The organism is Pseudochrobactrum kiredjianiae (genome assembly GCF_030362795.1).
In the GTDB taxonomy this organism is placed as follows: domain Bacteria; phylum Pseudomonadota; class Alphaproteobacteria; order Rhizobiales; family Rhizobiaceae; genus Pseudochrobactrum; species Pseudochrobactrum kiredjianiae.
The window spans coordinates 1-23,523 of sequence record NZ_JAUCBM010000011.1 but is presented as its reverse complement, the minus strand read 5'-3'; the positions used below and the strand labels follow the sequence as shown (position 1 = coordinate 23,523).

The 23,523-nt window shown below is 47.5% G+C and carries 17 protein-coding genes; 6 read left to right on the top strand and 11 right to left on the bottom strand.

Annotated features, from left to right (window positions below):
* Positions 1–2 precede the first annotated feature (2 nt).
* From QUF18_RS16195 to QUF18_RS16185, 3 genes are all read right to left on the bottom strand, one after another.
* Positions 3–1,016 (bottom strand): ABC transporter permease, encoded by a 1,014-nt coding sequence (locus tag QUF18_RS16195; RefSeq protein ID WP_289388315.1) that lies wholly within the window; start codon positions 1,014–1,016, stop codon positions 3–5.
* Positions 1,017–1,207: 191 nt separating this feature from the next.
* Positions 1,208–2,749 (bottom strand): ABC transporter substrate-binding protein, encoded by a 1,542-nt coding sequence (locus QUF18_RS16190; protein WP_289388314.1) that lies wholly within the window; start codon positions 2,747–2,749, stop codon positions 1,208–1,210.
* 134 nt (positions 2,750–2,883) lie between these two features.
* Positions 2,884–3,507: a helix-turn-helix domain-containing protein gene (locus tag QUF18_RS16185; RefSeq protein ID WP_289388313.1), complete on the bottom strand. Its 624-nt coding sequence runs from the start codon at positions 3,505–3,507 to the stop codon at positions 2,884–2,886.
* A 148-nt stretch (positions 3,508–3,655) separates the two neighbouring features.
* On the opposite strand from QUF18_RS16185, the gene QUF18_RS16180 reads away from it, so the two are divergent.
* Positions 3,656–4,918: an amino acid deaminase gene (locus tag QUF18_RS16180; RefSeq protein ID WP_289388312.1), complete on the top strand. Its 1,263-nt coding sequence runs from the start codon at positions 3,656–3,658 to the stop codon at positions 4,916–4,918.
* A 46-nt stretch (positions 4,919–4,964) separates the two neighbouring features.
* On the opposite strand, the gene QUF18_RS16175 is transcribed toward QUF18_RS16180, so the two are convergent.
* Positions 4,965–6,422, bottom strand: a complete 1,458-nt coding sequence (locus QUF18_RS16175) for a M81 family metallopeptidase (protein WP_289388311.1) — start codon at positions 6,420–6,422, stop codon at positions 4,965–4,967.
* Positions 6,423–6,528: 106 nt separating this feature from the next.
* Here QUF18_RS16175 and QUF18_RS16170 point away from each other — a divergent pair, with 106 nt between their 5' ends.
* The 3 genes from QUF18_RS16170 (at position 6,529) to QUF18_RS16160 (ending at position 9,574) form a co-directional block, all read left to right on the top strand.
* Positions 6,529–7,353, top strand: coding sequence for a M55 family metallopeptidase (locus QUF18_RS16170; protein ID WP_289388310.1), 825 nt, complete (start codon positions 6,529–6,531; stop codon positions 7,351–7,353).
* Positions 7,354–7,553: 200 nt separating this feature from the next.
* Complete coding sequence (locus tag QUF18_RS16165) at positions 7,554–8,933, top strand: sensor histidine kinase (RefSeq protein ID WP_289388309.1); 1,380 nt, start codon at positions 7,554–7,556, stop codon at positions 8,931–8,933.
* On the top strand, positions 8,930–9,574 hold the full coding sequence (locus QUF18_RS16160; protein WP_289388308.1) for a response regulator transcription factor: 645 nt from the start codon (positions 8,930–8,932) through the stop codon (positions 9,572–9,574). Before QUF18_RS16165 ends, QUF18_RS16160 begins: the two co-directional genes overlap by 4 nt.
* 140 nt (positions 9,575–9,714) lie before the next feature.
* Here the strand turns inward: QUF18_RS16160 and QUF18_RS16155 are convergent, their stop codons facing one another.
* The 6 genes from QUF18_RS16155 to QUF18_RS16130 all read right to left on the bottom strand — a co-directional run bounded on the left by QUF18_RS16155 (position 9,715) and on the right by QUF18_RS16130 (position 16,847).
* Positions 9,715–11,160: a serine hydrolase domain-containing protein gene (locus QUF18_RS16155; RefSeq protein ID WP_289388307.1), complete on the bottom strand. Its 1,446-nt coding sequence runs from the start codon at positions 11,158–11,160 to the stop codon at positions 9,715–9,717.
* Between the two features lie 110 nt (positions 11,161–11,270).
* Positions 11,271–12,269 (bottom strand): ABC transporter ATP-binding protein, encoded by a 999-nt coding sequence (locus QUF18_RS16150; RefSeq protein WP_289388306.1) that lies wholly within the window; start codon positions 12,267–12,269, stop codon positions 11,271–11,273.
* Positions 12,266–13,261 carry an ABC transporter ATP-binding protein gene (locus QUF18_RS16145; RefSeq protein WP_289388305.1) on the bottom strand — a complete coding sequence of 332 codons (996 nt, stop codon included), beginning with the start codon at positions 13,259–13,261 and terminating at the stop codon, positions 12,266–12,268. Before QUF18_RS16145 ends, QUF18_RS16150 begins: the two co-directional genes overlap by 4 nt.
* Before the next feature lie 10 nt (positions 13,262–13,271).
* Positions 13,272–14,162 (bottom strand): ABC transporter permease, encoded by an 891-nt coding sequence (locus QUF18_RS16140; protein WP_289388304.1) that lies wholly within the window; start codon positions 14,160–14,162, stop codon positions 13,272–13,274.
* Positions 14,159–15,085: an ABC transporter permease gene (locus QUF18_RS16135; RefSeq protein WP_289388303.1), complete on the bottom strand. Its 927-nt coding sequence runs from the start codon at positions 15,083–15,085 to the stop codon at positions 14,159–14,161. Before QUF18_RS16135 ends, QUF18_RS16140 begins: the two co-directional genes overlap by 4 nt.
* Before the next feature lie 175 nt (positions 15,086–15,260).
* Positions 15,261–16,847, bottom strand: coding sequence for an ABC transporter substrate-binding protein (locus tag QUF18_RS16130; protein WP_289388302.1), 1,587 nt, complete (start codon positions 16,845–16,847; stop codon positions 15,261–15,263).
* Positions 16,848–17,437: 590 nt separating this feature from the next.
* On the opposite strand from QUF18_RS16130, the gene QUF18_RS16125 reads away from it, so the two are divergent.
* The gene (locus QUF18_RS16125) at positions 17,438–18,325 is read left to right on the top strand and encodes a methylenetetrahydrofolate reductase (protein WP_289388301.1); all 888 of its coding nucleotides are present in this window, start codon (positions 17,438–17,440) and stop codon (positions 18,323–18,325) included.
* A 132-nt stretch (positions 18,326–18,457) separates the two neighbouring features.
* On the top strand, positions 18,458–19,945 hold the full coding sequence (locus QUF18_RS16120; RefSeq protein WP_289388300.1) for an inorganic phosphate transporter: 1,488 nt from the start codon (positions 18,458–18,460) through the stop codon (positions 19,943–19,945).
* A gap of 2,325 nt (positions 19,946–22,270) precedes the next feature.
* Here the strand turns inward: QUF18_RS16120 and QUF18_RS16115 are convergent.
* Positions 22,271–23,460 (bottom strand): IS3 family transposase gene (locus QUF18_RS16115; RefSeq protein WP_289386482.1). Its coding sequence is split into 2 segments (ribosomal slippage): positions 22,271–23,208 and positions 23,208–23,460, totalling 1,191 coding nucleotides; the frame shifts between segments, so codons are not numbered across the junction.
* Positions 23,461–23,523: the final 63 nt, after the last annotated feature.

Genomic DNA, 23,523 nt, shown 5'->3' with positions numbered 1-23,523 from the left:
ACTCAAACCTCCCTGATCTGCGGATCGGCGAGCATATAAGCCAGATCAACCATCAGATTGATCAGCACATAACCGATGGAAGCAACGATGGTGAAACCCATAATGGCTGGGAAATCGAGCGTTTGAATCGAGGTCACGACATAGGTGCCCATGCCTGGCCATGCAAAAATCGTTTCGGTCAGTACCGCACCATAAAGCAGGTCACCCAGCGCCAGCCCGAGCAAAGTGATGGACGGGATCAAAGCATTTCTCAGGGCATAGTTGAAAATAATGATGCGTCTGCGCAGCCCGCTTGCCTTTGCGGTACGGATATAATCCTCTTGCAAGACATCCAGCATTGAGGCACGGATTTGGCGGGTAATCACGCCCATATTGGCGAATGCCAGCACAAAACCGGGTAGAATAATGTGATAAAGAGCACTGCGGAAAGCATCAAAACGCCCCTGAAGCAGTGAGTCAATCAGCAGAAATCCGGTTATGCGTTCTGGTGCAACAATGCCCATTGCGAGACGCCCGCTGCCGGGTAAGATCTGAAACTTGGCATAAAAGAGATAAATGAGAACCAGCCCGAACCAAAATACTGGCATAGAGATACCGCACACCGATACAGTTCGTGCCACCTGATCAATAGGTCCGTCTTTATAGACCGCTGATAATACACCGAGCGGCACGCCGATGAGAATAGAAATCAGCAAAGCGACTGTGCCAAGCTCAAGTGTTGCGGGTAAAAATGTGCGTATGTCAGCGGCAACAGGACGATTAGTGCGTAGGGACGTTCCGAGATCGCCTTGCAGAAGATTGCCGATATAGATGGTAAATTGCTCGACGACAGGCCGGTCAAGACCAAGATTACGCCTGATATTTTCAAGCGTTTCGGCGCTGGCGCGATCCCCTGCAATCATACGCGCCGGATCACCCGGAATAAGATGCGAAATCGTAAATGTGATAACGGCGACGCCGAAAACCACAAAAAACAACAAGATAAGACGCGGAATAATAATTCGGGTGATTGCCATCAGTGGAAACCCTTTTGAACAGAACGTAATTTGACAGTCTTGGCGCTGTCAATTCTGATGCTGCCGCAGATAGGAAGGGATGAGACCGGCAGACAGAACACCAGTTCAGGTGCATAGTCTGCCGGTTGATGCCTGAGGTTGAGTTATCACGGCGGTTCATGATTTTACCCGCCGTGATGTGCAGAGTTCCGCTATTCTGATTTCGACATTGTTGCGAAATTATAGACCTGAATGAGCATCGGGTTATAGACGTAACCCTTCACCACTGCACGTCGGGCAAAGATGTCGTTCTTTTCCATAATATAGAGATATGGCGCATCCTGCGTAGAGATTTTCTGTGCTTCGATATAAAGCGCTTTGCGCTTATCTTCATCTACAATACTGGCAGCTTCTTTGACCAGTTTGCCAACTTCCGGATTGTTGTAGAATGAACGGTTGCCGGGCCCGCCCATGCGATCCGGATCAAACCAGTAATTCATAAACATATAGGGATCAGCAAAATCCGGTGTCCATGCCCCGGGAGACATGTCGTATTTTCCGGTGGCTGCAAGTTCGCGTTTGGTCGTATCCGCTACGGATTTCAGCTCAAGTTTAATGCCGATTTCTGCGAGATAGGCTTGCAGTGCAAGGCCAAACGGCTCCCATGCGGGATCAGCCTGCGAAAACGTATAGGTGAGGCTGATATTCTTCTCGCCGGATTCTGCGAGCAAAGCTTTCGCTTTTTCAACATCGTAAGTGTATTGGAAACCGTCAGGATCATGCCCCCACATACCGCTTGGCACAGGGCCGCGCATCTGCTTGGCCTGACCAAGCATAATGCCGTCAATAATGCCCTGATAATCAATAGCATAGGATATGGCCTGACGAACTTTTACATTATCAAGCGGTGCCTGCTTATTGTTCATATAGATGTAATTAACATACATGCTGGGGTTGCTCTCAACCACAACCGATGGATCTTTTGCCAGTGCCTCAGCCTGATCGAGCGGAATTTGCTCAATAATATCTGCATCACCGCTGACCAGCTTCAGGCGGCGCCCTGAAACATCGCCGACAATCTGCATGACGACCTGTTTTAACGCAGGTTCAGCGCCATTATAGTGCTCATTGCGTTCAAGCACGATGCTTTGGTTGCGCTCCCAACTGGCGATACGGTAGGCACCGCTGCCAGCGGAATGTTCGGCAAGCCAGCCTTTAGCCATGTCGCCGTCTTTTTCATGCTCCATTACTTTAGGATTAATAATGGCAGCACCGGAAACGGCGAGTGTGGAAATAAAAGGTGCAAACTGGGCATTCAGAATGAATTTAACAGTCTGAGGGTCAACAACCTCAACCTCTTTTAGAACTGGAAACGCATCGGACGGACCGGCTTTCAGCTTCATCAAACGGTCAAAGCTGAATTTAATTGCTGCAGCGTCTACGGGCGATCCATCGTCAAATTTATGACCGCTGGCGATTTTGAAAGTCCAGACAAGACCTGCATCATCCGATGTCCAACTCTCTGCGAGCTGGGGCCCAACCTCAGTTGTCTCGCCTTTATAGGCTACAAGTCTCTCATAGGTAGCATAGGTCAGTGTGTAGCCGCTATTGCTGATCTCAATACCCGGATCGGCCGTTGGCGGATCTTCCGCCCGCGCAAGAATAAGCACATCCTGCGCGGCGAGTGCTCCTGAAAGAGCGGTTGAAGTTAATAAAAAAGCAAGACAGACGGATTTCCACTTTGAAATTATCATTTTTAATCCCCTCCGAAGTTCGGCGGTGACGAACAGTGCCTTTTTGGCAATTTTACCGCAGCTCCAGAGTAGGTAACGATTTTACGAAGCGCAACTATTTTTCTTATCGTACGCTAATTTTATGCAAAAGGAGATCAGTCGCGAATATTTGTCTCTTTGTGTATGGAGGCAGCCAGTTCGCTTTCTGACGTGGAGCAGACACACAGGATGTGTGCCGGCTCTTCACTCAGACTGAGATATGCGTGGCCGGTTGTGGCATCAAAATAAGCGGAATCGCCTTTTTTGAGACGTAAGGGCGCATAATGCTCTGTATGCAGCTCCAGTTCGCCTTCAAGGACATAGAAATATTCTTCACCGGTGTGGCGAATAAGCGGGCCGAATTCCTCCAGCGTGCGCGCATGTGCAACAGCAAAGATCGGTACCATCGATTTTTTGGAAATCTCGGTGCAGAGATAGAGATAATCATAATTCTGAGTTTTAATTGAGCGGCCATGCCCTACAAGGGTGAACGTGCGTCGACCAAGCAGGTTGGGCGTATCATTCTCTGAAGATGTGCCAAAAAGCTCAACGATATCAATTTTCAAGCCTTGAGCGAGTTGTACCAGACGATCATAGGTCAGGGACATTTGATTGTTTTCAACCTTCGATAAGGTCGAGACCGCAAGACCGGTCATGGTGCTTACCTGTGATAATGTCCAATGATTGCGAAGACGAATATCTTTGAGATAATCACCAAGAACGGCTTTTTGATCGCTCATTTTATTTTTACACCTTGCGTTTCAGTTATGCCTGAATACTTCGTTTTAATTTCATTGACGATAATGAAAATTGATAGATATGATAAGAAAATTTTTTCCGATCTTGTCATCTGATATTTATAACGAATGCGAATGAGAAAGAGCATCCATGACCTTCAATCTTGAGCCACTAAAAGCGATTGTAGTGGATGATACGTCGAAAGCTATCCCATCCGGTGTAAAACTCGGATTGGGTGAAATTGGCAAGCAGGGCTGGAACGTGCTGGCAGGAGATGTGCCTTTGCCTGTTGCTGTCATACGTGCGCAAGCACTTCAGCACAATTCCCGCTGGATGCAGAAATTCGTGGCAGAGCGCGGCGCCTTGATTGCTCCGCATGTTAAAACCACGATGTGTCCGCAGATTATGGCTCAGCAGCTTGCTGATGGGGCATGGGCTCTGACCGTCGCTACAATCCAGCAATTGCAGGTTTGCGTTGCCTTTGGTGCGACCCGTATTATTCTTGCTAATCAAGCAGTTGGTCGTGCTGAACTGGATGCGATTGCAGGCATTGTCAAAGCTGGCAAGATTGAATTTATGATGCTGATTGACAGTGAAGCAGGCATTGTGGCAGCATCGGCTGCTATGCGTCGTCATCAGGTGGGTACGCCGTTGCAAGTCTTGGTGGAACGTGGATTTGAAGGCGGGCGCACGGGCTGCCGCACCAATCAGGCCGCTTTGGAACTGGCCAGAAAAATCAGTGCTGCGCCAGAGCTGTCTCTGGTTGGCGTAGAGGCTTTTGAAGGGCTGATTAAAGCACCGGCAGAACATAAAGAACAGGTTGTTGCGGCCTTTATGGATGATATTGCAGTGCTTTATCAAGCCTGTAAGGATGAAGGTCTGTTCGGCTGTGAAAATCCGCTCGTGACCGCTGGCGGCTCTTCTTATTATGATATTGTTCTGGAAAGACTGGCAGGATGCAGCGCACGCGTGGTTACGCGCAGCGGTTGTTATGTCACGCATGACTCAGCCTTGTATCATGCACAACATCAGCGACTGGCTGCCCATACGGGTGAAACTGATGGTTTGCGCCGAGCTTTGGAAGTCTGGGCTTATGTGCAGTCAATTCCGGAAAAAGGCTTGGCACTGGTTTCGGCAGGACGGCGCGATTGTGGTACGGATGCTGGTTTTCCGATACCGCATCTGGTGTCCAAACAGGGTGGCAAGCCACGGGATTTGCCTGAGGCGTGTGAGATCATTGATATGAATGATCAGCACGGTTTTATGCGTTTTCCCGAAGATCTTGAGCTGTCGGTCGGAGATATGATCGGTATGGGAATTTCACACCCATGCACAACATTTGATAAATGGGATATCCTCTCTCTGGTGGATGAGGATTACAACATTACGGATGCATTGAAGACCTATTTTTAAGAGTGGTTCCCTTCCGGTGTTTTGAACAGCCGGAAGGGCGTTTTTTTTAAATGGGGAAAGGGTTATCCACCCGTGGCCAGTAAGTTTTTTTCAATTTGGTGAAAGGCACTTTATCGAAGTGCGGTTGCAGAGCACCGGGTGCCTCAACATAGTGAATCTCACGGGCAATCGGCTCAAAACCGGCACGAAAGTGATTGCTTGATTTCACAATAACAATTTTTTTCTTGGTTGGGTCAAGTCCCAGCGCACTCATGCATTCCGGATGAAAAGTCTGTGTGCGTGCGCTATTCAAAACAATATCCACGCTGCCTGCACTAACCCATACGGCATCGCCGATAGAGAGCGGCACGATGCCAAAGCGCTGGGTAATGCCAGCGCTGATACGCCGTACAGTCACAACTAGATCGAGCGGGTCGCCTGATGCCTCACCAATTTTACCGCCAATACGTAAGGGAAGCGTCGCACCTTCTCCGGCTTCTTTGCACATACGGACTGCAATCGGATCCCAGTAAAGACAGCTGGCAACATCTTCAATACCGCGCTCGATAATGCGTCGCAGAATAAAGGTGGAATCCCCCGGTGCACCGCCACCGGCATTGTCGGAGACATCAGCCAGAATAATCGGGCCCTGAGTTGCAGCAACTGCATGGTCAAGTGCTTCATCAATGGTCAGGTAGTCGCCTAGAAGGGTATCACGGGCATTGAAGATTTCTTCGCCAAACTCCTGAGCAATTCTGGCTGCCTGCGCCTTGTCATTATCTGTAACCACCAGCATTTTTGCGCCGACATCTTCAACATCACCCCACGGAAAACCGTGTCCGAAAGAGAGCGACAAGATACCATTATGGCCTTCCATGGCTTTCATTCTGTCCACAATCCCGCGTAATGGTGCCTGATGGACCCGAAAGGTGCTGATCATTCTGCAATCATACAGCGCCATAACCGGTTGCACTTCGCCAGCCAGAGTCTTCACCATCACAGCAAAAAGCTGAGCCGCAACTTCCTCAATATCCGTATGTGGGTATTCTTTGTACGTCGCAATTATGGTGGCGTTGTCGACCATACGATCAGTGAGGTGACAATGCAGATCGAGTTCAACTGCAATGGCAATGTCGGGGCCAACAATCTGGCGCACATGCTCAATCAGGTCGCCTTCAACATCATCGTAGCCATCCGCAACACAAGCACCATGCAATGCGAGCATAACCCCGTTAACAGGCATCGCAGCTTTAAGATCATTCAGGATTGTTGCTCTAAAACTTTCATAAACAGCACGGGTGGTTTTGCCGCCGGGTTCAGCCACGGCGCACAGGCTTTCAACAATGTCCCAGCCTTTGGCTTCTGCTGCTTTGCGCCAGACAAACAGCTGAGAAGAACAGCAATTCAAAGGTTTACTGGTCGCATCTCCATATGCAATCTGGTTCTCACTGAAGGCTTCATGTCCGGTTTGCATCGGAGAAAATGTATTCGTCTCGGTGTCCAGTCCTGCGATGAACAGCTTCATTTGTTATTCCCCATATTAAGAAACATATTTTCTAATAATGAAAATATGTTTACCATTCGAAAGTCAAACACAATTCCGCGTCGGGAGCGCGGCAAAGGGGAAACAAATGCGTCTGTATATTTCTGCTGATATTGAAGGCATTGTTGGTGTTGTTAGTCGTGATCATCTGGGGCCGGAAGGCTTTGAATATGAAAATGCCAGAAGATGGATGACTGATACTGTTGTACATGCTTGCGAAGCTGCCCGTGAAGAAGGTGTGGATGAGATTATTCTCAGTGACTCTCACGGCAATGGAGAGAGCATTCTGATTGATCGTCTGCCGGAATATGTACAGATTGTGCGTAGCTGGCCACGCCCGTTGATGATGATGCAAGGGGTTGAAATTGGCACTTATACGGGCGCGATGCTGCTTGGTTATCATGCCGGTGCAAGTCATATGGGTGGGGTGCTCTCTCATACGATTGGCGGCACAGCTTTTGCTGAGGTTAGGATTAATGGTGTTATCATGCCGGAGGCAGGCATTAATGCTGCTATTGCCGGACATTATGATGTACCGGTTATCTTAGCTTCAGGCGACGATGTGGCTCTGGCCGAAATCAATGAAAAGATTGGCGATATTGTTCAAGTTGAAGTAAAAAAGACCTACAGCACACAATCTGCACTGACTCTCACTCCAGCTGTTGCTCATAAGAAATTACGTGAAGGTGTGAAATCAGCTTTCGCTAATATCGGAAACGCCAAGCCGTTTAAGCTTGAAAGTCCGGTACTGGAGATTGTATTCCGCAATCGTTTGCCCGCAGAATACTTATCTTACCTTAAATGTGTGGAACGCACCGATGGTTATACAATCCGTTATTATGCTGACGACATTGTTGATTTGTCACGCTTCATCCAATTTGTGGTCGGTTACAATTCACGCCTGACATTCTAAATTTTCACCGGAAAAGCGTGAGATTTAAATTGTAAATTACAGGTTTATTTTAAGGCCTCACACTTGGGCTTAGTTTTTGTATTCGGTGGTCGTAATGAACAAGCTTCCACCGAATACTGTATTTCGAGATTTTTTTCATTATAGTCATATTACAATTTTGCTTTTGGCCATTTTCGGCCGCTTATACATCCGCAGGTTAAATGAAAATCAATCGTGCTTACACTCTGGCTATTATAGCGATGCTGGGATTTAGCCTGATGCTGGGTTACGCCTTCTACCAATTGTTGAGGGTGGAGCGTAGTCTGGCAAATTATGTCGGCGAAAATATGCTATGGGCAATCAATCAGGCTGATCGGGAGACGCGTCGTTTTAGTGATACGCTGCTGCTGGATAGTGCTGACAAAGACATGATTTTACTTCGTCTGGACATATTGAAAAGCCGTGTTGATCTTTTGAGTGAAGGCCCCCAGCTTGAATATTTTAAAACTATTGGTGCTGAAACACAGCTAAAAAATATCATCGAGACAGTAGAGCGCGTTGAAACGCATTATGGTACCGGCGATAATTTTGCCATGCATGATGTTTTGTCACTTTATCGCGAAATTCAGCCAATTTTTAGCGATTTTGGCCGGATAGCCAACCTTTCAATGCTCTATGAAAGGAACGCTGGCGGTGCGAACCGCGATAGGCAACTGCAAATTATTTATCTGGTTACAGCAGCTGTTCTTGGTTTGATGACAGTGGGCGGTCTTTTGTTTCTGCTGCTAATTGTGAATATTAAGTCTGCTAATCGCGCCAATCAGGAGTTGCGGCGCTATCAGGAAGAACTTGAAGCAATTGTTGAACAGCGCACTAAAGCACTAAGTGTGGCGTTGAAAAATGAAAAAAAGGCCAATGAAATCTACAAAGGCTTTCTCACGACCGTGTCGCATCAATTTAAAACGCCGGTGGCGATTATTGATCTGATCGCTCAGCGTTTTATACGGCATCCGCAAGATATCAATAATGCCAATGTTATTGAAGCTGCGGGTAGAATTCGTGAAACTCTCGGTCGGTTGACCCGCGTTATTGAGAGTACCATCAGTGGCGATATTGTTGCCCATGAAGGTGTGAAACTGAATATCTCAGAGTTTGATTTGGTGGAGATGGTTGGTCAGACCATTGCCTATCATAAAGAAATTTATGCCGGCCGTATTGTTGACTTTGACCCGCAGGTAAAAGCATTTTGTTATCGTGGTGACAAAACGCTGCTTGAGCAAATTATCATCAATCTCCTTGCCAATGCTGATAAATACTCGCCTGACGACAAGCCGATCCATGTAACGGTCATGCGTGACGGTGACGCTTTTTCATGTCGGATAAAAGATTTTGGCGCAGGTATTCCGGCAGGTGAGGCGGATATGATTTTCAGTCGTTTTTATCGTGCCAGTAATGTCGCGCATTTGTCCGGTAGCGGTCTTGGGTTGAGTTTTTCACGACAAATTGCTGAAATGCATGGGGGGCAGCTCATCTTGTTGAACTCTGCTATGGGTTCCACAGAGTTTGAGTTAAGACTGACGCGGCAGGAGAATAGTGAATGAGTGATCGTGTAAAAAGAACCGATGGCCGTGCATTGGTTATGTGCGTTGAGGATGAAAAATATATCCGTGAGGAGCTGGTTCGTGAATTAAAGCGATCGGGTCATGATGTTATTGAAGCAAATGACGGCGCTTCTGCCTTGGTGCAACTTAAAAAACAAACCCCTGATTTGATTGTTTCTGATATTCTGATGCCGGAGATGGACGGACTTGCTCTGTTGCATCAGGTGCGAACAGGCGGAGCGGAGCTGAGTACAATTCCGTTTCTTTTCTTGTCGGCTCTTGCAGATCGGGATCGTATTCTTGAGGCCTATCGGGCGGGTGTTGACGACTATCTGGTGAAGCCGGTTGATATGGGCGTTTTCCTCTCGCAGGTTAATGCCAAGTTGCGGCTCGTGCAGAGAATTGAAAGCAGAAAGCAGACAGCGTCTCCGGGCATTAATGCCAAAAAACTATCCCCGCGTGAGATTAATGTACTGGTTCATCTGGTTGATGGTAAAAAGACCGCTGATATTGCCACGGCTTTGCAACTCTCCGATCATACCGTGAATGATTACATCAAAAGTATATTCAAAAAACTAAATGTACATTCAAGAGCTGAGGCAGTCAAAGAAGCGGTGAAGAACAAAATTATTGAACCATAATGAAATGGTTTCAATAAAATGCATAATATTGAATGTCACGATCTGAACGATGGATGAGGCCAGACAGAGCTATCGTTCCGCCGTTCAGACGTAGCTGATATCAACTCTCAACACTAACGGTTGGCGCCTGACTTTGTCGTTTAACGGCTGTGGCGGTGAAATGTACAATCACCAAACCACATATTTTTCCATTCCAGTGTTTCACTGTCTGCAGACAGAACAAGCATAGGAATTTTATCCTCTATACCCCACCATCGTTCCGGTGCTTCCAGAGAGCGTAATGGAAACGCACCGGAACTATCGGCCTGCATAAGGCAATATTGATAGTCGGGTAATAAATCCAATGAAGTCACGAGCTGACCGTCACCTGCTTTAACGTGCAACGTGCCCATTGGGCCACCATCATAGGTACCAGCAATGACGGAGTTGACCGGAGCCGTCTTTAATCCATGCCAAATGCACTTGCGATAGTGAGACTGTTTTTCTTGTAATGTTTCAGCCGCCTGATCGCATAGTTTTTGCGCATCATCTGCGTCACCATGTGCAAGTTCAACTGCGAGATTGACTGCTGCATTGCGGAAATCTTCAACTTCTGTTCCGCTGGCATTGATGGAGATGAAAATTCCGAACTCAGCGTCCGGCACTAATCTGGTGATGGAAAGAACGCCGCTGATCGCGCCTGTATGGTCAATAATTCTTATGTCATTGCCATTTCCAATCCGCCAGCCGAGGCCATAACCGAGAAAATTATTGTCGGCAGTTGTGCGGGCGTGAATGCGCTTCAACTCTGCAAGTTTGTTGGCAGGCAGAACGTTTTCACTGTTCGGCAATGCGCCCAGATTGAATAACAACCATTGTGCTGCATCATTCGGGCTTTGCGACATTGAACCTGCGCCAATGAGGTTGGAGAGATTATCAAGTCCAATCCTGCGCATCGTGTCACCGCTACGAACATGAGGAAGCGCAAATCGCGGATCGCTTTCCAGTTCCGGTCGGTCTGCCGATGCTGTTTTCATTTGCAACGGAGCAAAAATATATTTAGCTATAGCTTCTGCAAAATTCATATTATTTGAGCGGTTGCAGACTTCTGCCGCGACGGTGAAATGCAAATTGCAGTATGAATAACGATCACGGAATGGCGCGATTGAAGGAACGTCACCGGCGCCATTGACGACCTCATCAAAGGATAGGACAGAGCCGTATTCGAGCGCAGTTGCCTGACCGATACCGGTGCGGTTAGAGCACAGGTCACGGAGTGTCACTTGTTTGGAAATATCCGCTGAGCCGAATGCAAAGTTCGGCCAGATTTCATGAATTGGGCGATCCCAATCCAGTTTCCCTTGTTCCGCCAGAATAGCGCATAAAGTGGTGGTAAAAGCTTTTGAACAGGATGCAATAGCGAACAAGCTGTCTGCTGTCACGGGCCTGTCTGTTCCGGTTTCTAAGACCCCTATGCCGCCGGTGTAGAGAATTTTCCCCTGCCGGACAATGGAAAGCCCGATGCCGGGGATTTGCAGCGGCGCACTTTGTTCGCGCAGAAAAGTGATCAGTCGCTCGACAAGAATATCATCAGCTATTCGGTTCATTTTTATCCATCCGTTGTAATGCTCAGCGAATTTTATTGTCACCTGAGCGACTTACACAGCACATAGTTTCATCATTTAAGGAAAGCAGAGAAGTCATTGTCTGAATTAGATTAAACGGCCATTTGTGTCTCGCTGATTTGCAGACCCGGGAAATGACAGGCCGCACGATGCCCGCCATGACTGTTGAGAGCAGGTTCCGTGCTACGACATATATCCTGCACATAGGGACAACGTGTATGGAAGCGGCATCCGTTTGGCAGATTCATCGGGCTAGGTATATCGCCTTTTAAGAGAGGGCGAACACGATTGCGCTGATGCGGATCAGCACGCGGAACTGCTGAGATCAGGAATTGCGTATAGGGATGCAGAGGATTGGTAAAAATTTCTTCAGTGGTGCCGACTTCCACCAATCGCCCGAGAAACATGACACCAACCCGGTCTGCAAATTGCCGCACGACGCTGAGGTCGTGCGTAATGAACAAATAAGTGAGTTGAAGTTGTTCTTGCAAGTCTTTGAGCAGGTTCAGAACCTGCGCCTGAATGGAAACATCCAGCGCAGAGACAGCTTCATCGCAGACGATAAATTCCGGGTTATTTGCCAATGCGCGCGCAATACCAATACGCTGACGCTGACCACCACTGAACTGATGGGGGTAATGATTGATGAGATGCGGTCGCAACCCCACCATATCCAGAAGTTCTTTGCAGCGGGCTTCAATTTGCTGGGTGGTGCCGAAATTATGTGCGCGTAATGGCTCAGCTAAGATATCTTTCACACGCATACGCGGATTGAGTGATGCGTAAGGGTCCTGAAAGATGATCTGGATATCTTTACGCAATGCGCGCATTTTTGCTTCATCAAGCGCGTAAATATCCTGCCCTTTAAATTTCACTGATCCGCTGCTACGCTCCAGCAATCGTAGCATAATGCGTCCAAGCGTTGACTTTCCGCAACCGGACTCACCGACCAGAGCAAAAGTCTCACGCTCATAAATCTCGAGCGATACATCATCGACCGCTCGAACCACTTTTTCGTTGAAGGAGAACAGGCTTTTACCAAAACGAAAATGCTTGCTCAAATTTTCTGTAGAGATGAGAACTTTGCTCATAGGGTGGCTCCAGTCTCGTCATGCAGCCAGCAGCGTGCTTTATGGTCGTTTTCCAGTTGCACCAAATCCGGTGATTTCACACTGCAAACCGGCATGACATCGCCACAACGCGGATTGAAACGGCATCCTGCAGGCAATCTAAACAAGTTAGGTACAACACCGTTGATGCTTTTGAGGCGCTTGCCATCCGGCTTTTCGTTTGCCTTTGGGATCGATGCCAACAGGCCGCGCGTGTACGGGTGTGATGCATGGTCAAACAGATCGTAGACATTTGCCTGTTCAACGATCTGACCGGCATACATCACATTCACTTCGTCACACATTTCGGCAATGATGCCGAGGTCGTGGGTAATGATGATAATTGCTGTGCCGACGCGATCACGCAGTTCCATCAGCAGGCGCAATATCTGCGCCTGTGTTGTCACGTCCAAAGCTGTTGTCGGCTCATCGGCGATGAGTAATTTGGGCTCGCATATCAAACCCATAGCAATCATGGCACGTTGACGTAAGCCACCGGATAGTTCGTGCGGATAGGCATCAAGGCGTGCTTTCGCCTCCGGAATACCCACTGTTTCGAACATTTTCCAGACTTTGTCGCGTATATCCCGCTTGGAGAGATGACGGTGGATTTGAAGCGGTTCCCCGACCTGTTGAACCATTGTCTTTACAGGGTTGAGCGAAGTCATGGGTTCCTGAAACACCATCGACATATCCCGACCGCGTTTCTGACGTAACTGATCTTTGGTCAGGGCGGTCAATTCAACGCCGTCAAGCATGATACTATCGGCAGTTACCGTTGCGGACGGCGGTGTCAAGCCCATCAGGGATAGAGCTGACATGCTTTTTCCGGAACCGGATTCTCCGACAAGGCCGACTATACGGCCGGGGTCGACACTAAAGGACACATTGTCGAGAATACGGACTGCGCCGCGGTGTGAGTTGAACTCTGTACGCATATTGCGCACTTCCAACAGAGGCTTTTGATGGGTCATATCAGCCCCCTTAATCTTTCATATAAGGATCAAGAGCGTCACGCACTCCGTCACCAATAAAGTTGAATGCCAGCACGGTAATCAGGATCGCGACCCCGGGCATAATGGCAACGAGCGGTGCGGCGAACAGATATTCTTTGCCCTTGGCAACCAGCAGCCCCCAGCTTGCTTCAGGCGGCTGAACCCCAACACCAAGGAAACTGAGGCTGGATTCCCACATAATTGCTTCCGGAATGCTCAGGGAAAACAGAACAATCAGCGTCGGCACAACATTGGGAAACAGGTGCCGGAACATAATCGTTCCGTTTTTGGAGCCATTGGCACGTGCTGCTTCAATAAATTCCTTTTCCTTCAGTGCCAGTGTCTGAGAGCGTACAACACGCGCAACACCTGCCCAGCCAACCAGACTGAGAGCAATGAAAATATTGAACAAATTGGCGCCTAATGTGTACATCACCACCATCGCCAGCAGAAGTGACGGGAAGGCGATCATCATGTCGGCAAGGCGCATAATAGCGAAATCAATACGGCCGCCGAAATAGCCGCTGATGATCCCCATAATTGTACCGATAACCAGCGAAATGAAACTTGGCACAATACCAACGACGAGTGAAATGCGCGCACCGTAAAGGATGCGCGTTAGGACATCCCGGCCAAAATTATCTGTACCAAGCCAATGTGTAAGAGAGGGAGGGAGAAACTGCTCGTCCATCACAACACGATAAGGATCATGCGGGCTGATAAATGGCGCAAATATTGCTGCGAAAACCAGAATACCAACGATGACCAAACCTATCATCGCCATGGTATTACTTCTGAAGACACGAATGGTATCACTCAAAAAGCTCGCGCTTTGCTGTTCTTCAACATAAGTGTCTTTTGCCTGAGCAAGTTCAGTCATTTTGAACCTCCCTTCATCTGATGGCGAATACGAGGGTCAAGGACAGAATAAAGCACATCCGCAATGAGATTGCCGATCAGCACCAACACTGTTGCGAATAAAACGGAACCTTGCAGCAGCGGCATGTCACGCGCTTGAATAGCGTTCACAGAGATACGCCCAATACCGGGAATACCAAAAATTGCTTCGGTGATAACGGCGCCTGATAAGAGACCGGCAACCTGAATTGCCATGATCGTCACAACAGGAATTAGTGCATTTTTGAGCGCGTGACGGAGGATAACCAGAATTTCACGCAGGCCTTTTGCGCGCGCAGTTCTGATGTAATCGTTCCGCATAACTTCGAGCAAACTCGAACGCACAAGGCGGGCAATAACACCTGCAGAGCTCCAGCCGAGAACAATGGCTGGCAGGATGGCATATTTAAAGCCGTAAAACCCTGAAACCGGCAGCCACTTCAATTGCATTGCGAAAATATATTGCAACAACAATGCTGACCAGAACACCGGCATGGAAACGCCGAGCAATGAAAACCCCATGAAGAAGTGATCAACCGCTGAATCGCGTTTGACGGCCGAGAGAATACCGACCGGAATTCCGATTGCCCAGGATACAACCGCAGCGCATGCTGCGAGATAAAGCGTATTAGGAAATGCCTGCAGGATCAGCTGTGTCACATCGCGGTTGAGCTTGATGGAGACACCTAAGTCGCCTTGCATTGCTGCGAACAGAAAGCGGAAGTAACGGGTAATCAAGGGGTCATCGAGATGCATCTGCGCACGAACGCGCTCAATGACCTCAGCGCTGGCATGCTCTTTCATCAAAAGAGCAACCGGATCGCCCGGAATGACGTTCATCATGATGAAGAGCAATACAGTTACCCCGATCAGAACCGGAATAAAAACTGCTATACGCTTAATCAAAAAGGTCAGCATTGTATGGAAGCTTTCATTTATTCAGGCGAAACAAAGCGGCCAGCGACATTGCTATAGTCAGCAAACATCATTTGGCGGGGCGGTCTCGTCCCAAACCTATGTTTTATGGAGATTTACGACAAATTATCCGGAGAGTGCCGCACACTCTCCGGACAGAGTTGTGTTATTCTTCAACTTCCATTTTGTAATAGCTCATGCTTGTCCAGCCGTTCCACGGAACGACGAAGTTCTTGACGCGTGGCTGTACAATAAACAGATGGTTGAGGCTAAACAGCGGTACCCATGCTGCATCGGTTTGAACAATCCGCTCTGCAAGCTGTTCATAAAGCTTACAACGCTCATCAGGATCGGTCATGCTGCGTGCTTTTTCGATGCCGTCGAAAACTTCCTGATCCTCATTATTGAAACCACGCACTGACGTGCCCGATTTGCTGAAGAATGTGTAGAAGAAGTTGTCGGGATCGTTGAAATCGGCAGACCAGACCTGCGGGTAATTGTTGATCGTGCCACCTTTACGCATGTCGAAATAGGCGGACTCGTCAACAACCTTGATTTCAGTGTTAAAGCCGGATTCTTTCAGCTGCGCCTGAACGATCTGATTGAGATCAACCCATTTTGATGACCAGCTGCTGACTTGCGAAAAGGCAATATCAACGCCATTCGGATAACCGGCTTCAACCAGCAGTTCTTTGGCTTTTTTCGGGTTATACTCAATTGGCGTGGCTGGTTTGTAGCAAGCTACACCACTTGGCAGAATGCCGTTTTCAAGCTGTCCTTCGCCATAAAACATCTTGTCGAGAATTTCCTGACGATTGATGCCCATCTGGAAGGCTTTTCTGACCCGAACATCATCAAAAGGCTTAATTTTCTGATTGATGTTGTAATAATTCAGCCCCGCAACCGGGCCTTTACGGATCTGATCCTTCCATTTTTCACTTTTTGTGAAATATGGGATCTGTGTGATGGCGGAATCCGTGTCAAAAACGTCAAGTTCATCGGATTCAAACAGCATCCGCATCGTTTCGGCATCTGGCACAACACGAATAAGAACGCTGTCCAGCTTGGAGCGACCTTTGAAATATTTGTCGTTGGCTTCCATCCGCTGACTGTCATTCAGACTGTATTCGGTCAAAATAAACGGGCCGGTTCCGTTAACAGTTTCCGGAGACAGGCCATATTTATTGCCGAGCGGCTCAGTGAATTTACGATTATAAATCGAGGCCTGCGGGCTGGCGAGCAGCGCGATGAAGGCAGCATAAGGCTGCGTAAGAGCAATTTTAACAGTGTATTGGTCAACAGCTTGCAGACCTGAAACGGATTGAGCTGTTCCGTCCAGACGGGCTTTTGCGCCTTCAACAAAATCCAGAATGTCGGTGTTGAGTGCCTTGGTCGCCGGATTGAGCATACGGTCATAGGTAAAGACGACATCGTCGGCTGTCAGCTCTTCGCCATTATGAAACAGCACGCCTTTGCGTAAATGCAAAGTATAGGTCTTACCATCTTCAGAAATATCCCAGCTTTCAGCGAGGGATGGGAGGATTTTAGACTGACCGGGAGCGATTGTTTCAGCTTCAACCAGTCGGTCATAGACGTTCAAAGGAATGGTATAATCATTGGTCGTCATCTGGACGTCGATGGTGCGGGGATCGTCAGTGCTCGCCAGACGAAGCATCTGATCGGCAAGTGCCGGAGATAGCAAAACAAGATTCACTAATCCTGTTGCCAGTAATAATTTGGTTTTATTAATCATATTTTCCCCTCGTTTATAAACCGAAATTTTTGTATTTTTTTGTTCAGTCTTTCATTTGATGTCAAACGTGCAATTGTGTTTCAAGCTAAACTACAACCAAAACAAACCATCGATTAAATTTGTTTTATTTTCGCTATTAAGGAAATATCAATTTAACATTGATCGCAGATTGTTATTTAAGGCTTATTATTGTTACTGGCGTTTTCTCATCGTAAATCGTTCTGTAAATACGTGATTTACAGTTTTGTATCTCCTCATTTTATTCCAGTGTGAGAATTAAACTCCCACTATTCTTCCCGTTTTATTATTTATTTTTTCAAGCATGACGCATTCAAAATTAAATGTAAAATTCTATTTGGCAATGAGTTTCATTCAAAATTGATATGATAGACACTCTTAAATTAGGGGAATACATGCGTCGATTCAGGCCAGAATTGCAGACATTTGCCTGCTAACACGACAGAGGAATGTGAAGATCGGCATGGCATAGAGTGCATAATTTCCACAGTATTTGTCGTAAATTGCTCGCCGATAAATGTATTTATCAGGTAAACAGCAAGCAATCTGAATATTTATTGAAGGAGCCGGAAATGGATATTTCTAATTCCAGTCGCGGGCAGGTCTCTGTTACATTATCCGGTGACCGAACTTACACTTTGGAAATTACGGGGAAAGCAATCGCTGAGATTGTTGCTACCCGGCATGTGATCCCAAAGGGCACGCAAATCAATATTGCTTTTCTGGGCAATGAAAGTCACGAGCAACGTATCAATGCCGCCAAGGTCATTCGGGACAGCGGTTTTGAACCTGTTCCTATTATTTCATCCCGCCGGTTGCGCTCAGAGCATGATCGGGATTTGCTTCTTTCTGCTTTGGTTGCGGAAGCTGCCCCGCAGCGCTTTATTCTGGTTGGGGGTGATCCGTCAGAAGCTGCCGGGCCGTATAATGATTCAATTGACCTGCTTAAAAGCAATATATTAGAGAAATATTCTATACGAAATGTAGGCATTGCTGGCTATCCTGAAGGGCATCCTAAAATTGACGAGCCAGCACTTTGGCGCGCACTGAAATGGAAATTCGAATTTTTGCAAAAAGCCGGTTGTTCGGTTGAGATTACAACGCAATTCGGTTTTGATGCTCAGGCCACCATCCGATGGATCAGACAATTACGCGACGAGGGAATAGGTGCACCTGTGCGTATCGGGTTGCCCGGCCCTGCAGATGCAGGAAAATTACTGCGTTATGCAAAACAATTCGGCGTCGTGACCTCTGCTGCCATCATACGCCGCTATGGATTGTCATTAGCAAACCTGATGCGGAAGTCTGTTGCTGATCGTTATTGGGCTGATTTAAACGCCATGCTTTCAGATCATGACTTAGGTGCGGTACATTTCCATCTTTATCCGTTCGGCGGTATGCTGGAGAGCGCCGTATGGATTAATGATCAGCTGTATAATAAGAGGAAAACACCAGATTGAATGGACTATGGTGTTCTTTAGGCCGATATCTGATTAAAAGCACTGTTTGATAACTCGGTCTTAACGGTAAATCACGGTTGCATTCCTTATGAAAGCCGCTTACTCAGCCATTTCAAAACCTATGGAATAGATATGGCTTCGAACGGCTTACAATCAGATCATCTTGAGACTTTGGATCGTGACCTTGGACGGTTCTCCACCCTTGAACGCGCGACAAATTATATGGCGCGCCCAATGGTTGGCCCGAGTATCGGCTTTATCTTCATCCTTTTTGCAGGATTAATTGCGGCGCTCTCTTTTGGTCAAGCGAATAACACGCTGATCATTATTATCGTTGCTGTATTTGGCGCCTATATGGCGCTGAATATTGGCGCCAATGATGTGGCCAATAATATGGGCCCCGCTGTTGGTGCGAATGCTCTGACTATGGGCGGCGCAATCGCCATTGCCGCAGTCTTTGAAAGTGCCGGCGCTTTTATTGCAGGTGCGGATGTCGTTTCGACCGTGGCTACCGGTATTATCGCGCCTGAATCTATGGGGGATTCTGCTACTTTTGTGTGGGTAATGATGGCAGCTCTGGTTGCAGCCGCATTATGGGTGAATTTGGCGACCTGGATTGGCGCACCGGTATCGACGACGCATGCGGTTATTGGTGGCGTTATGGGTTCCGGCATTGCCGGTGCGGGTTTCATGGCGGTCAATTGGGAAATGATGGTCGCGATTGCTGCAAGCTGGGTTATTTCACCGATTATGGGTGGTGTGGTTGCTGCGGCGTTTTTGTGGTTTATCAAGGCTCGGATTATTTATCAAAATGACAAGTTAAGTGCTGCGCGCACATGGGTTCCGGTTTTGGTGGGGATCATGGCAGGCACTTTCGTTGCCTATCTGGCGCTTAAAGGTCTTAGCCATGTGATTGAGATTTCGTTGAATCTTGCCTTGTTGATTGGTCTGGCGTTCGGCATGGCGACTTGGCTAATCATGATACCGGTTATCCGTCGTCAATCGGCAGGACTGGAAAACCGTAATAAGTCTTTGAAAGTGCTATTCGGTGCGCCGCTTGTGCTTTCGGCAGCTCTGCTAAGCTTTGCACATGGTGCCAATGATGTGGCGAATGCGGTCGGCCCGTTGGCAGCGATTGTGCAGGTCGCAAAGTCGGGATCTATCGCTCAGGATGTCAGTATCCCTTTTTGGGTTATGTGTATTGGTGCATTAGGCATTTCTTTTGGACTGTTTCTGTTCGGGCCAAAACTCATCCGCGTTGTGGGGAGCCAAATTACCAAGCTGAATCCGATGCGGGCATATTGCGTTGCATTGTCGGCGGCCATTACAGTTATTCTGGCAAGCTGGCTTGGATTGCCGGTGAGTTCTACACATATCGCTGTCGGTGCTATCTTTGGTGTTGGTTTTTTCCGCGAGTGGGATACAGAGCGTCGGCTGAAACTGGCACATCAGTCAGAAGCAAGTCCACGCTTAGCACCAGAAGAGCGCCGTCGTCGCAAGCTGGTCAGGCGCTCGCATGTTCTGACAATTGGTGCCGCTTGGGTATTTACTGTGCCTGCAGCTGCTATCTTGTCGATTATCTTGTTTTTCGCAATTTCCGGCGTTGCAGGAAGTATTTAAAATTAAAATGAAAATATATAAACAACGTCAGCGTCTTTATTGTTGAGCGCGCTGACGTTGTTTGATGTTTATTGTATATCCAGCAGTGGCAATAAACATTATTCTCTATGATACACCCCGCACTGATGTGGCGGTTTGCTGGTCGAACGGTGCTATCCAAGGTTCCATTCTGTAACGTACTTCATGCGCGTAACTACCACCTGGCTATGATATGGGAGCCATGCGCTTTTATAATTTAACGCAAGAGTAAATAATTTTTAGATAAAATCATATTTCTAGCGAATTTGTAGTAATTTTACAAATTTGTAATTTAAAATATTATTATGTACCCGTTAATTGAAATTGATGGGAAGTGACAATGAACCATATCAGTAAGAACATATTAAAGAGCAAAATTGACTTAATTAATGTGGACTTAATGAGAGGGAAAAGTGCTGATAAAGTGTGTGCTGATGGCGGTGCGAAAAAAGAACTTAAAAACAGTTATTTAACGCATAAGATATATTCCATCCGCATTTTTAGAGACGCACTATTAGCCAGTAGTTTTTTGTTGTTTGCATTTAACGGGACCACTGTTGCGCAGCAAATCTATGATGGCAATGCTGGTCTGCTAACACTCAGTGATAGTATTACCGGAAATTTGCAAAATATAATTGGCGGTAATTTAGTGCAGGGTTTCATTGCGCGTGATGACAATGGTGAGCCAATTTTAAGTGGTGCTAATGCGGTTATCGATTTCAGTAACGGAAACATTCCGGGATTTGTTGTCATAGGTTACTCCGGTTTGTATGGCACAACAGAAAAAATCTCGGCAACGAATGGCAATACTTTAACACTTACAAATGGCTCTGTAGACGGAGACATCTTTGTTGGTCTGACGCATTTTACAGAAGAAATCGCAACCAAGGAATGCTTAAGTCTTGGAAAATGCGACATAAAAAGTCAGTTGAGTGAATTTGACCTGCAGGCAAATAATAATAAAATTCAGTTTAATTTGAATAACTCAACCATGAAGAACAGTCGCTTAAATGCCGGCGTTGTAACGGTGCGACAAATTTTGGGGGACGTTAAGGGCGGAGCAAGCAGTTCACATTTTGTGCAGGCCTATACTGAGTTGAAGAAAAGCAATTTAACCAGTGAAGGAAATACCATCGTCATTAATGGCGAGAAAAACAATATAAATGGTCACATAAATGCAGGCGAAGCCAGTGTTTATCACTATGTTGCCAGTGTTCAGGCCGGTACAGCGGCAAGTGCTACCGGCAAGATGGCTTCAGATGTTTTGAATAATAATTTTACCAGCAATAAAAACGCGATGTCCATTCTTGGTAACGAGAATAAAATAGTTGGAAATCTGAATGCAGGAACTGCAAGTGTTTTGCAGGACCTTAATAATTTTCAAGGCGGTGACGACAGTGGTGCTGATGTAAGATCTCTCTCTAATGCGAAAAACAACAATTTAACTGCTGATAGTAATATTATTAATATAAATAGTTTTGGTAATAATCTTACTGGCGATACCAATACTGGTACGGCCAGCATCATTGTAAAATATGGCGATATACGTCCAGGGGCAAATGGTTTCGGCAAGGTCCAAATCGATCACTATGTCTATGATAATGAGCTGACCAGTAATTCCAACCTGACCACCATAGCCGGTTCTGGAAACGTATTCAAAGGGGATGTGAATACAGGATCATCTGTTATCATTAATGAGCATGGTAATGCTGAAGCTTATGAAAAAGGCAATGCAGTAACATTCAGTCCACATACAAGAAATAATAAGATGTACAGCAATGAGAATACTATTCGTATTCTTGGTGATCGCGCTGATATCAGCGGCAGCCTTAATGCCGGTAATGCATTAATTGCTCAAAATTTTGGCATACTGCAAGGAACAGGTGGGATTTATGCGAATGCGCATTTTGACTCAAATGACTTAACCAGTAATGGCAACAAAATTGAAATACTTGGAAATAATAACAGCATTTCTGGTGACTTGAATGCAGGTTCAGCGCAACTTAAACAACGCTTCGGAGCTATTAATGATGATGCCGAAGGAAGTATATATTTAAACAACACAAAATTTAATAGTAATAATAATAGTATTGATATTTCAGGAAGCGGAAATGTCATTAAAGGGAATTTAATTGCCGGTAAAGCCGGATTTGATTTCTCCATAGATAATCCAAAAGGCATGAACGCCTTAAAAATCAACGTCGGTAACGTCAAAATGGAGGCCAGTGATAACAGTATCAATTTAACTGGCAATACGGAGGTCGGTGGCAATATTTACGGCGGTTATGTTGACCTGCCACTGAACTTTCATCCAACGGCGATTAGAGCCTCGGCGGTTTTGACTACGCCAATTGGCGTGTTGGTAGCAACCGGCGGAAACGCCAAGCTTTCATCTTGCGCAGCGTTGGAGCCGGTTGCGGCGATGGATCCAGCATAGTCTGCCGGGGTTTGGTATCCCAGCGACGAGTGTGGCCGGAAATTGTTGTAATCGTCGGCCCATTGGGCGATGGCGCTGCGGGCGTGATCGAGGCCAAAGAACAGGCTTTCGTTGAGCAATTCGTCGCGCATCCGACCGTTGAAGGATTCAACATAGCCGTTCTGCATAGGCTTTCCTGGCGCGATATAGTGCCACTCAACCTTGTGATCCTTCGACCAGGCCAGGATGGCATTCGAGGTGAGTTCCGTGCCGTTATCGGAGACAATCATTCCGGGCTTGCCGCGTCGTTCGATCAGCGTCGTCAGTTCTCGGGCGACACGGCGGCCGGAGATTGAGGTGTCCGGGATTGCTGCCAGGCATTCCCGTGTCACATCATCAACGATATTGAGGATCCGGAACCGTCTCCCGCATGCAAACTGGTCGTGCACGAAATCGAGAGACCAACGGGCATTTGCTTTCGCCTCGACCAGGATCGGCGCACGCGTGCCGACGGCCCTTCGTCGAGCCTTCCGCTTGCGAACCGAAAGCCCTTCCTCGCGATACAGCCGATAGATGCGGTTGACGCCGGATGGCTCTCCGTCCCGCCTGAGCAGGACGAACAGCCGTCGGTAGCCGAAGCGCCGTCGCTCGTTGGCGAGATCGCGCAACTTTGCTCGCAATTCGACCTCCGGCGGTCGGCAGGACCGATAGCGGATCATCTTGCGATCAGCCGAAACAATCTGGCAGGCCCGCCGCTCCGAAAGACCCATTATGTCCTTCAGATGTGCAACGGCGTCACGCTTGGCGGCAGGCCCTACCATTTTTTTGCGAGAAGCTCGCGGAGTGCGGCGGCATCGAGCATCTGCTCGGCCAACAGCTTCTTAAGCTTGGCGTTCTCTTCTTCGAGTGCCTTCAGGCGCTTCGCCTCGGACACCTCCATACCGCCGTATTTGGCTTTCCAGTTATAAAATGTTGCGTCCGAAATCCCATACTTGCGGCACAGGTCGGCCACCTTCATGCCTGCCTCCTGCTCCTTCAGCACCGCAATAATCTGCTCTTCCGTAAATCGCTGCTTCTTCATTCGTCCGTCCTTTATCGGGCCGGACTCTAATCCATTCTGGAGGAAATTCTCAGTGGCAGGTCA

What these genes read in the sequence shown, in the direction of transcription:
- QUF18_RS16155 (WP_289388307.1), bottom strand. Translation starts at nt 11,160, where the DNA reads ATGAACCGAATAGCTGATGATATTCTTGTCGAGCGACTGATCACTTTT.
- QUF18_RS16140 (WP_289388304.1), bottom strand. Translation starts at nt 14,162, where the DNA reads ATGACTGAACTTGCTCAGGCAAAAGACACTTATGTTGAAGAACAGCAA.
- QUF18_RS16180 (WP_289388312.1), top strand. Translation starts at nt 3,656, where the DNA reads ATGACCTTCAATCTTGAGCCACTAAAAGCGATTGTAGTGGATGATACG.
- QUF18_RS16185 (WP_289388313.1), bottom strand. Translation starts at nt 3,507, where the DNA reads ATGAGCGATCAAAAAGCCGTTCTTGGTGATTATCTCAAAGATATTCGT.
- QUF18_RS16165 (WP_289388309.1), top strand. Translation starts at nt 7,554, where the DNA reads ATGAAAATCAATCGTGCTTACACTCTGGCTATTATAGCGATGCTGGGA.
- QUF18_RS16175 (WP_289388311.1), bottom strand. Translation starts at nt 6,422, where the DNA reads ATGAAGCTGTTCATCGCAGGACTGGACACCGAGACGAATACATTTTCT.
- QUF18_RS16195 (WP_289388315.1), bottom strand. Translation starts at nt 1,016, where the DNA reads ATGGCAATCACCCGAATTATTATTCCGCGTCTTATCTTGTTGTTTTTT.
- QUF18_RS16125 (WP_289388301.1), top strand. Translation starts at nt 17,438, where the DNA reads ATGGATATTTCTAATTCCAGTCGCGGGCAGGTCTCTGTTACATTATCC.
- QUF18_RS16150 (WP_289388306.1), bottom strand. Translation starts at nt 12,269, where the DNA reads ATGAGCAAAGTTCTCATCTCTACAGAAAATTTGAGCAAGCATTTTCGT.
- QUF18_RS16190 (WP_289388314.1), bottom strand. Translation starts at nt 2,749, where the DNA reads ATGATAATTTCAAAGTGGAAATCCGTCTGTCTTGCTTTTTTATTAACT.
- QUF18_RS16130 (WP_289388302.1), bottom strand. Translation starts at nt 16,847, where the DNA reads ATGATTAATAAAACCAAATTATTACTGGCAACAGGATTAGTGAATCTT.
- QUF18_RS16170 (WP_289388310.1), top strand. Translation starts at nt 6,529, where the DNA reads ATGCGTCTGTATATTTCTGCTGATATTGAAGGCATTGTTGGTGTTGTT.
- QUF18_RS16120 (WP_289388300.1), top strand. Translation starts at nt 18,458, where the DNA reads ATGGCTTCGAACGGCTTACAATCAGATCATCTTGAGACTTTGGATCGT.
- QUF18_RS16160 (WP_289388308.1), top strand. Translation starts at nt 8,930, where the DNA reads ATGAGTGATCGTGTAAAAAGAACCGATGGCCGTGCATTGGTTATGTGC.
- QUF18_RS16145 (WP_289388305.1), bottom strand. Translation starts at nt 13,261, where the DNA reads ATGACCCATCAAAAGCCTCTGTTGGAAGTGCGCAATATGCGTACAGAG.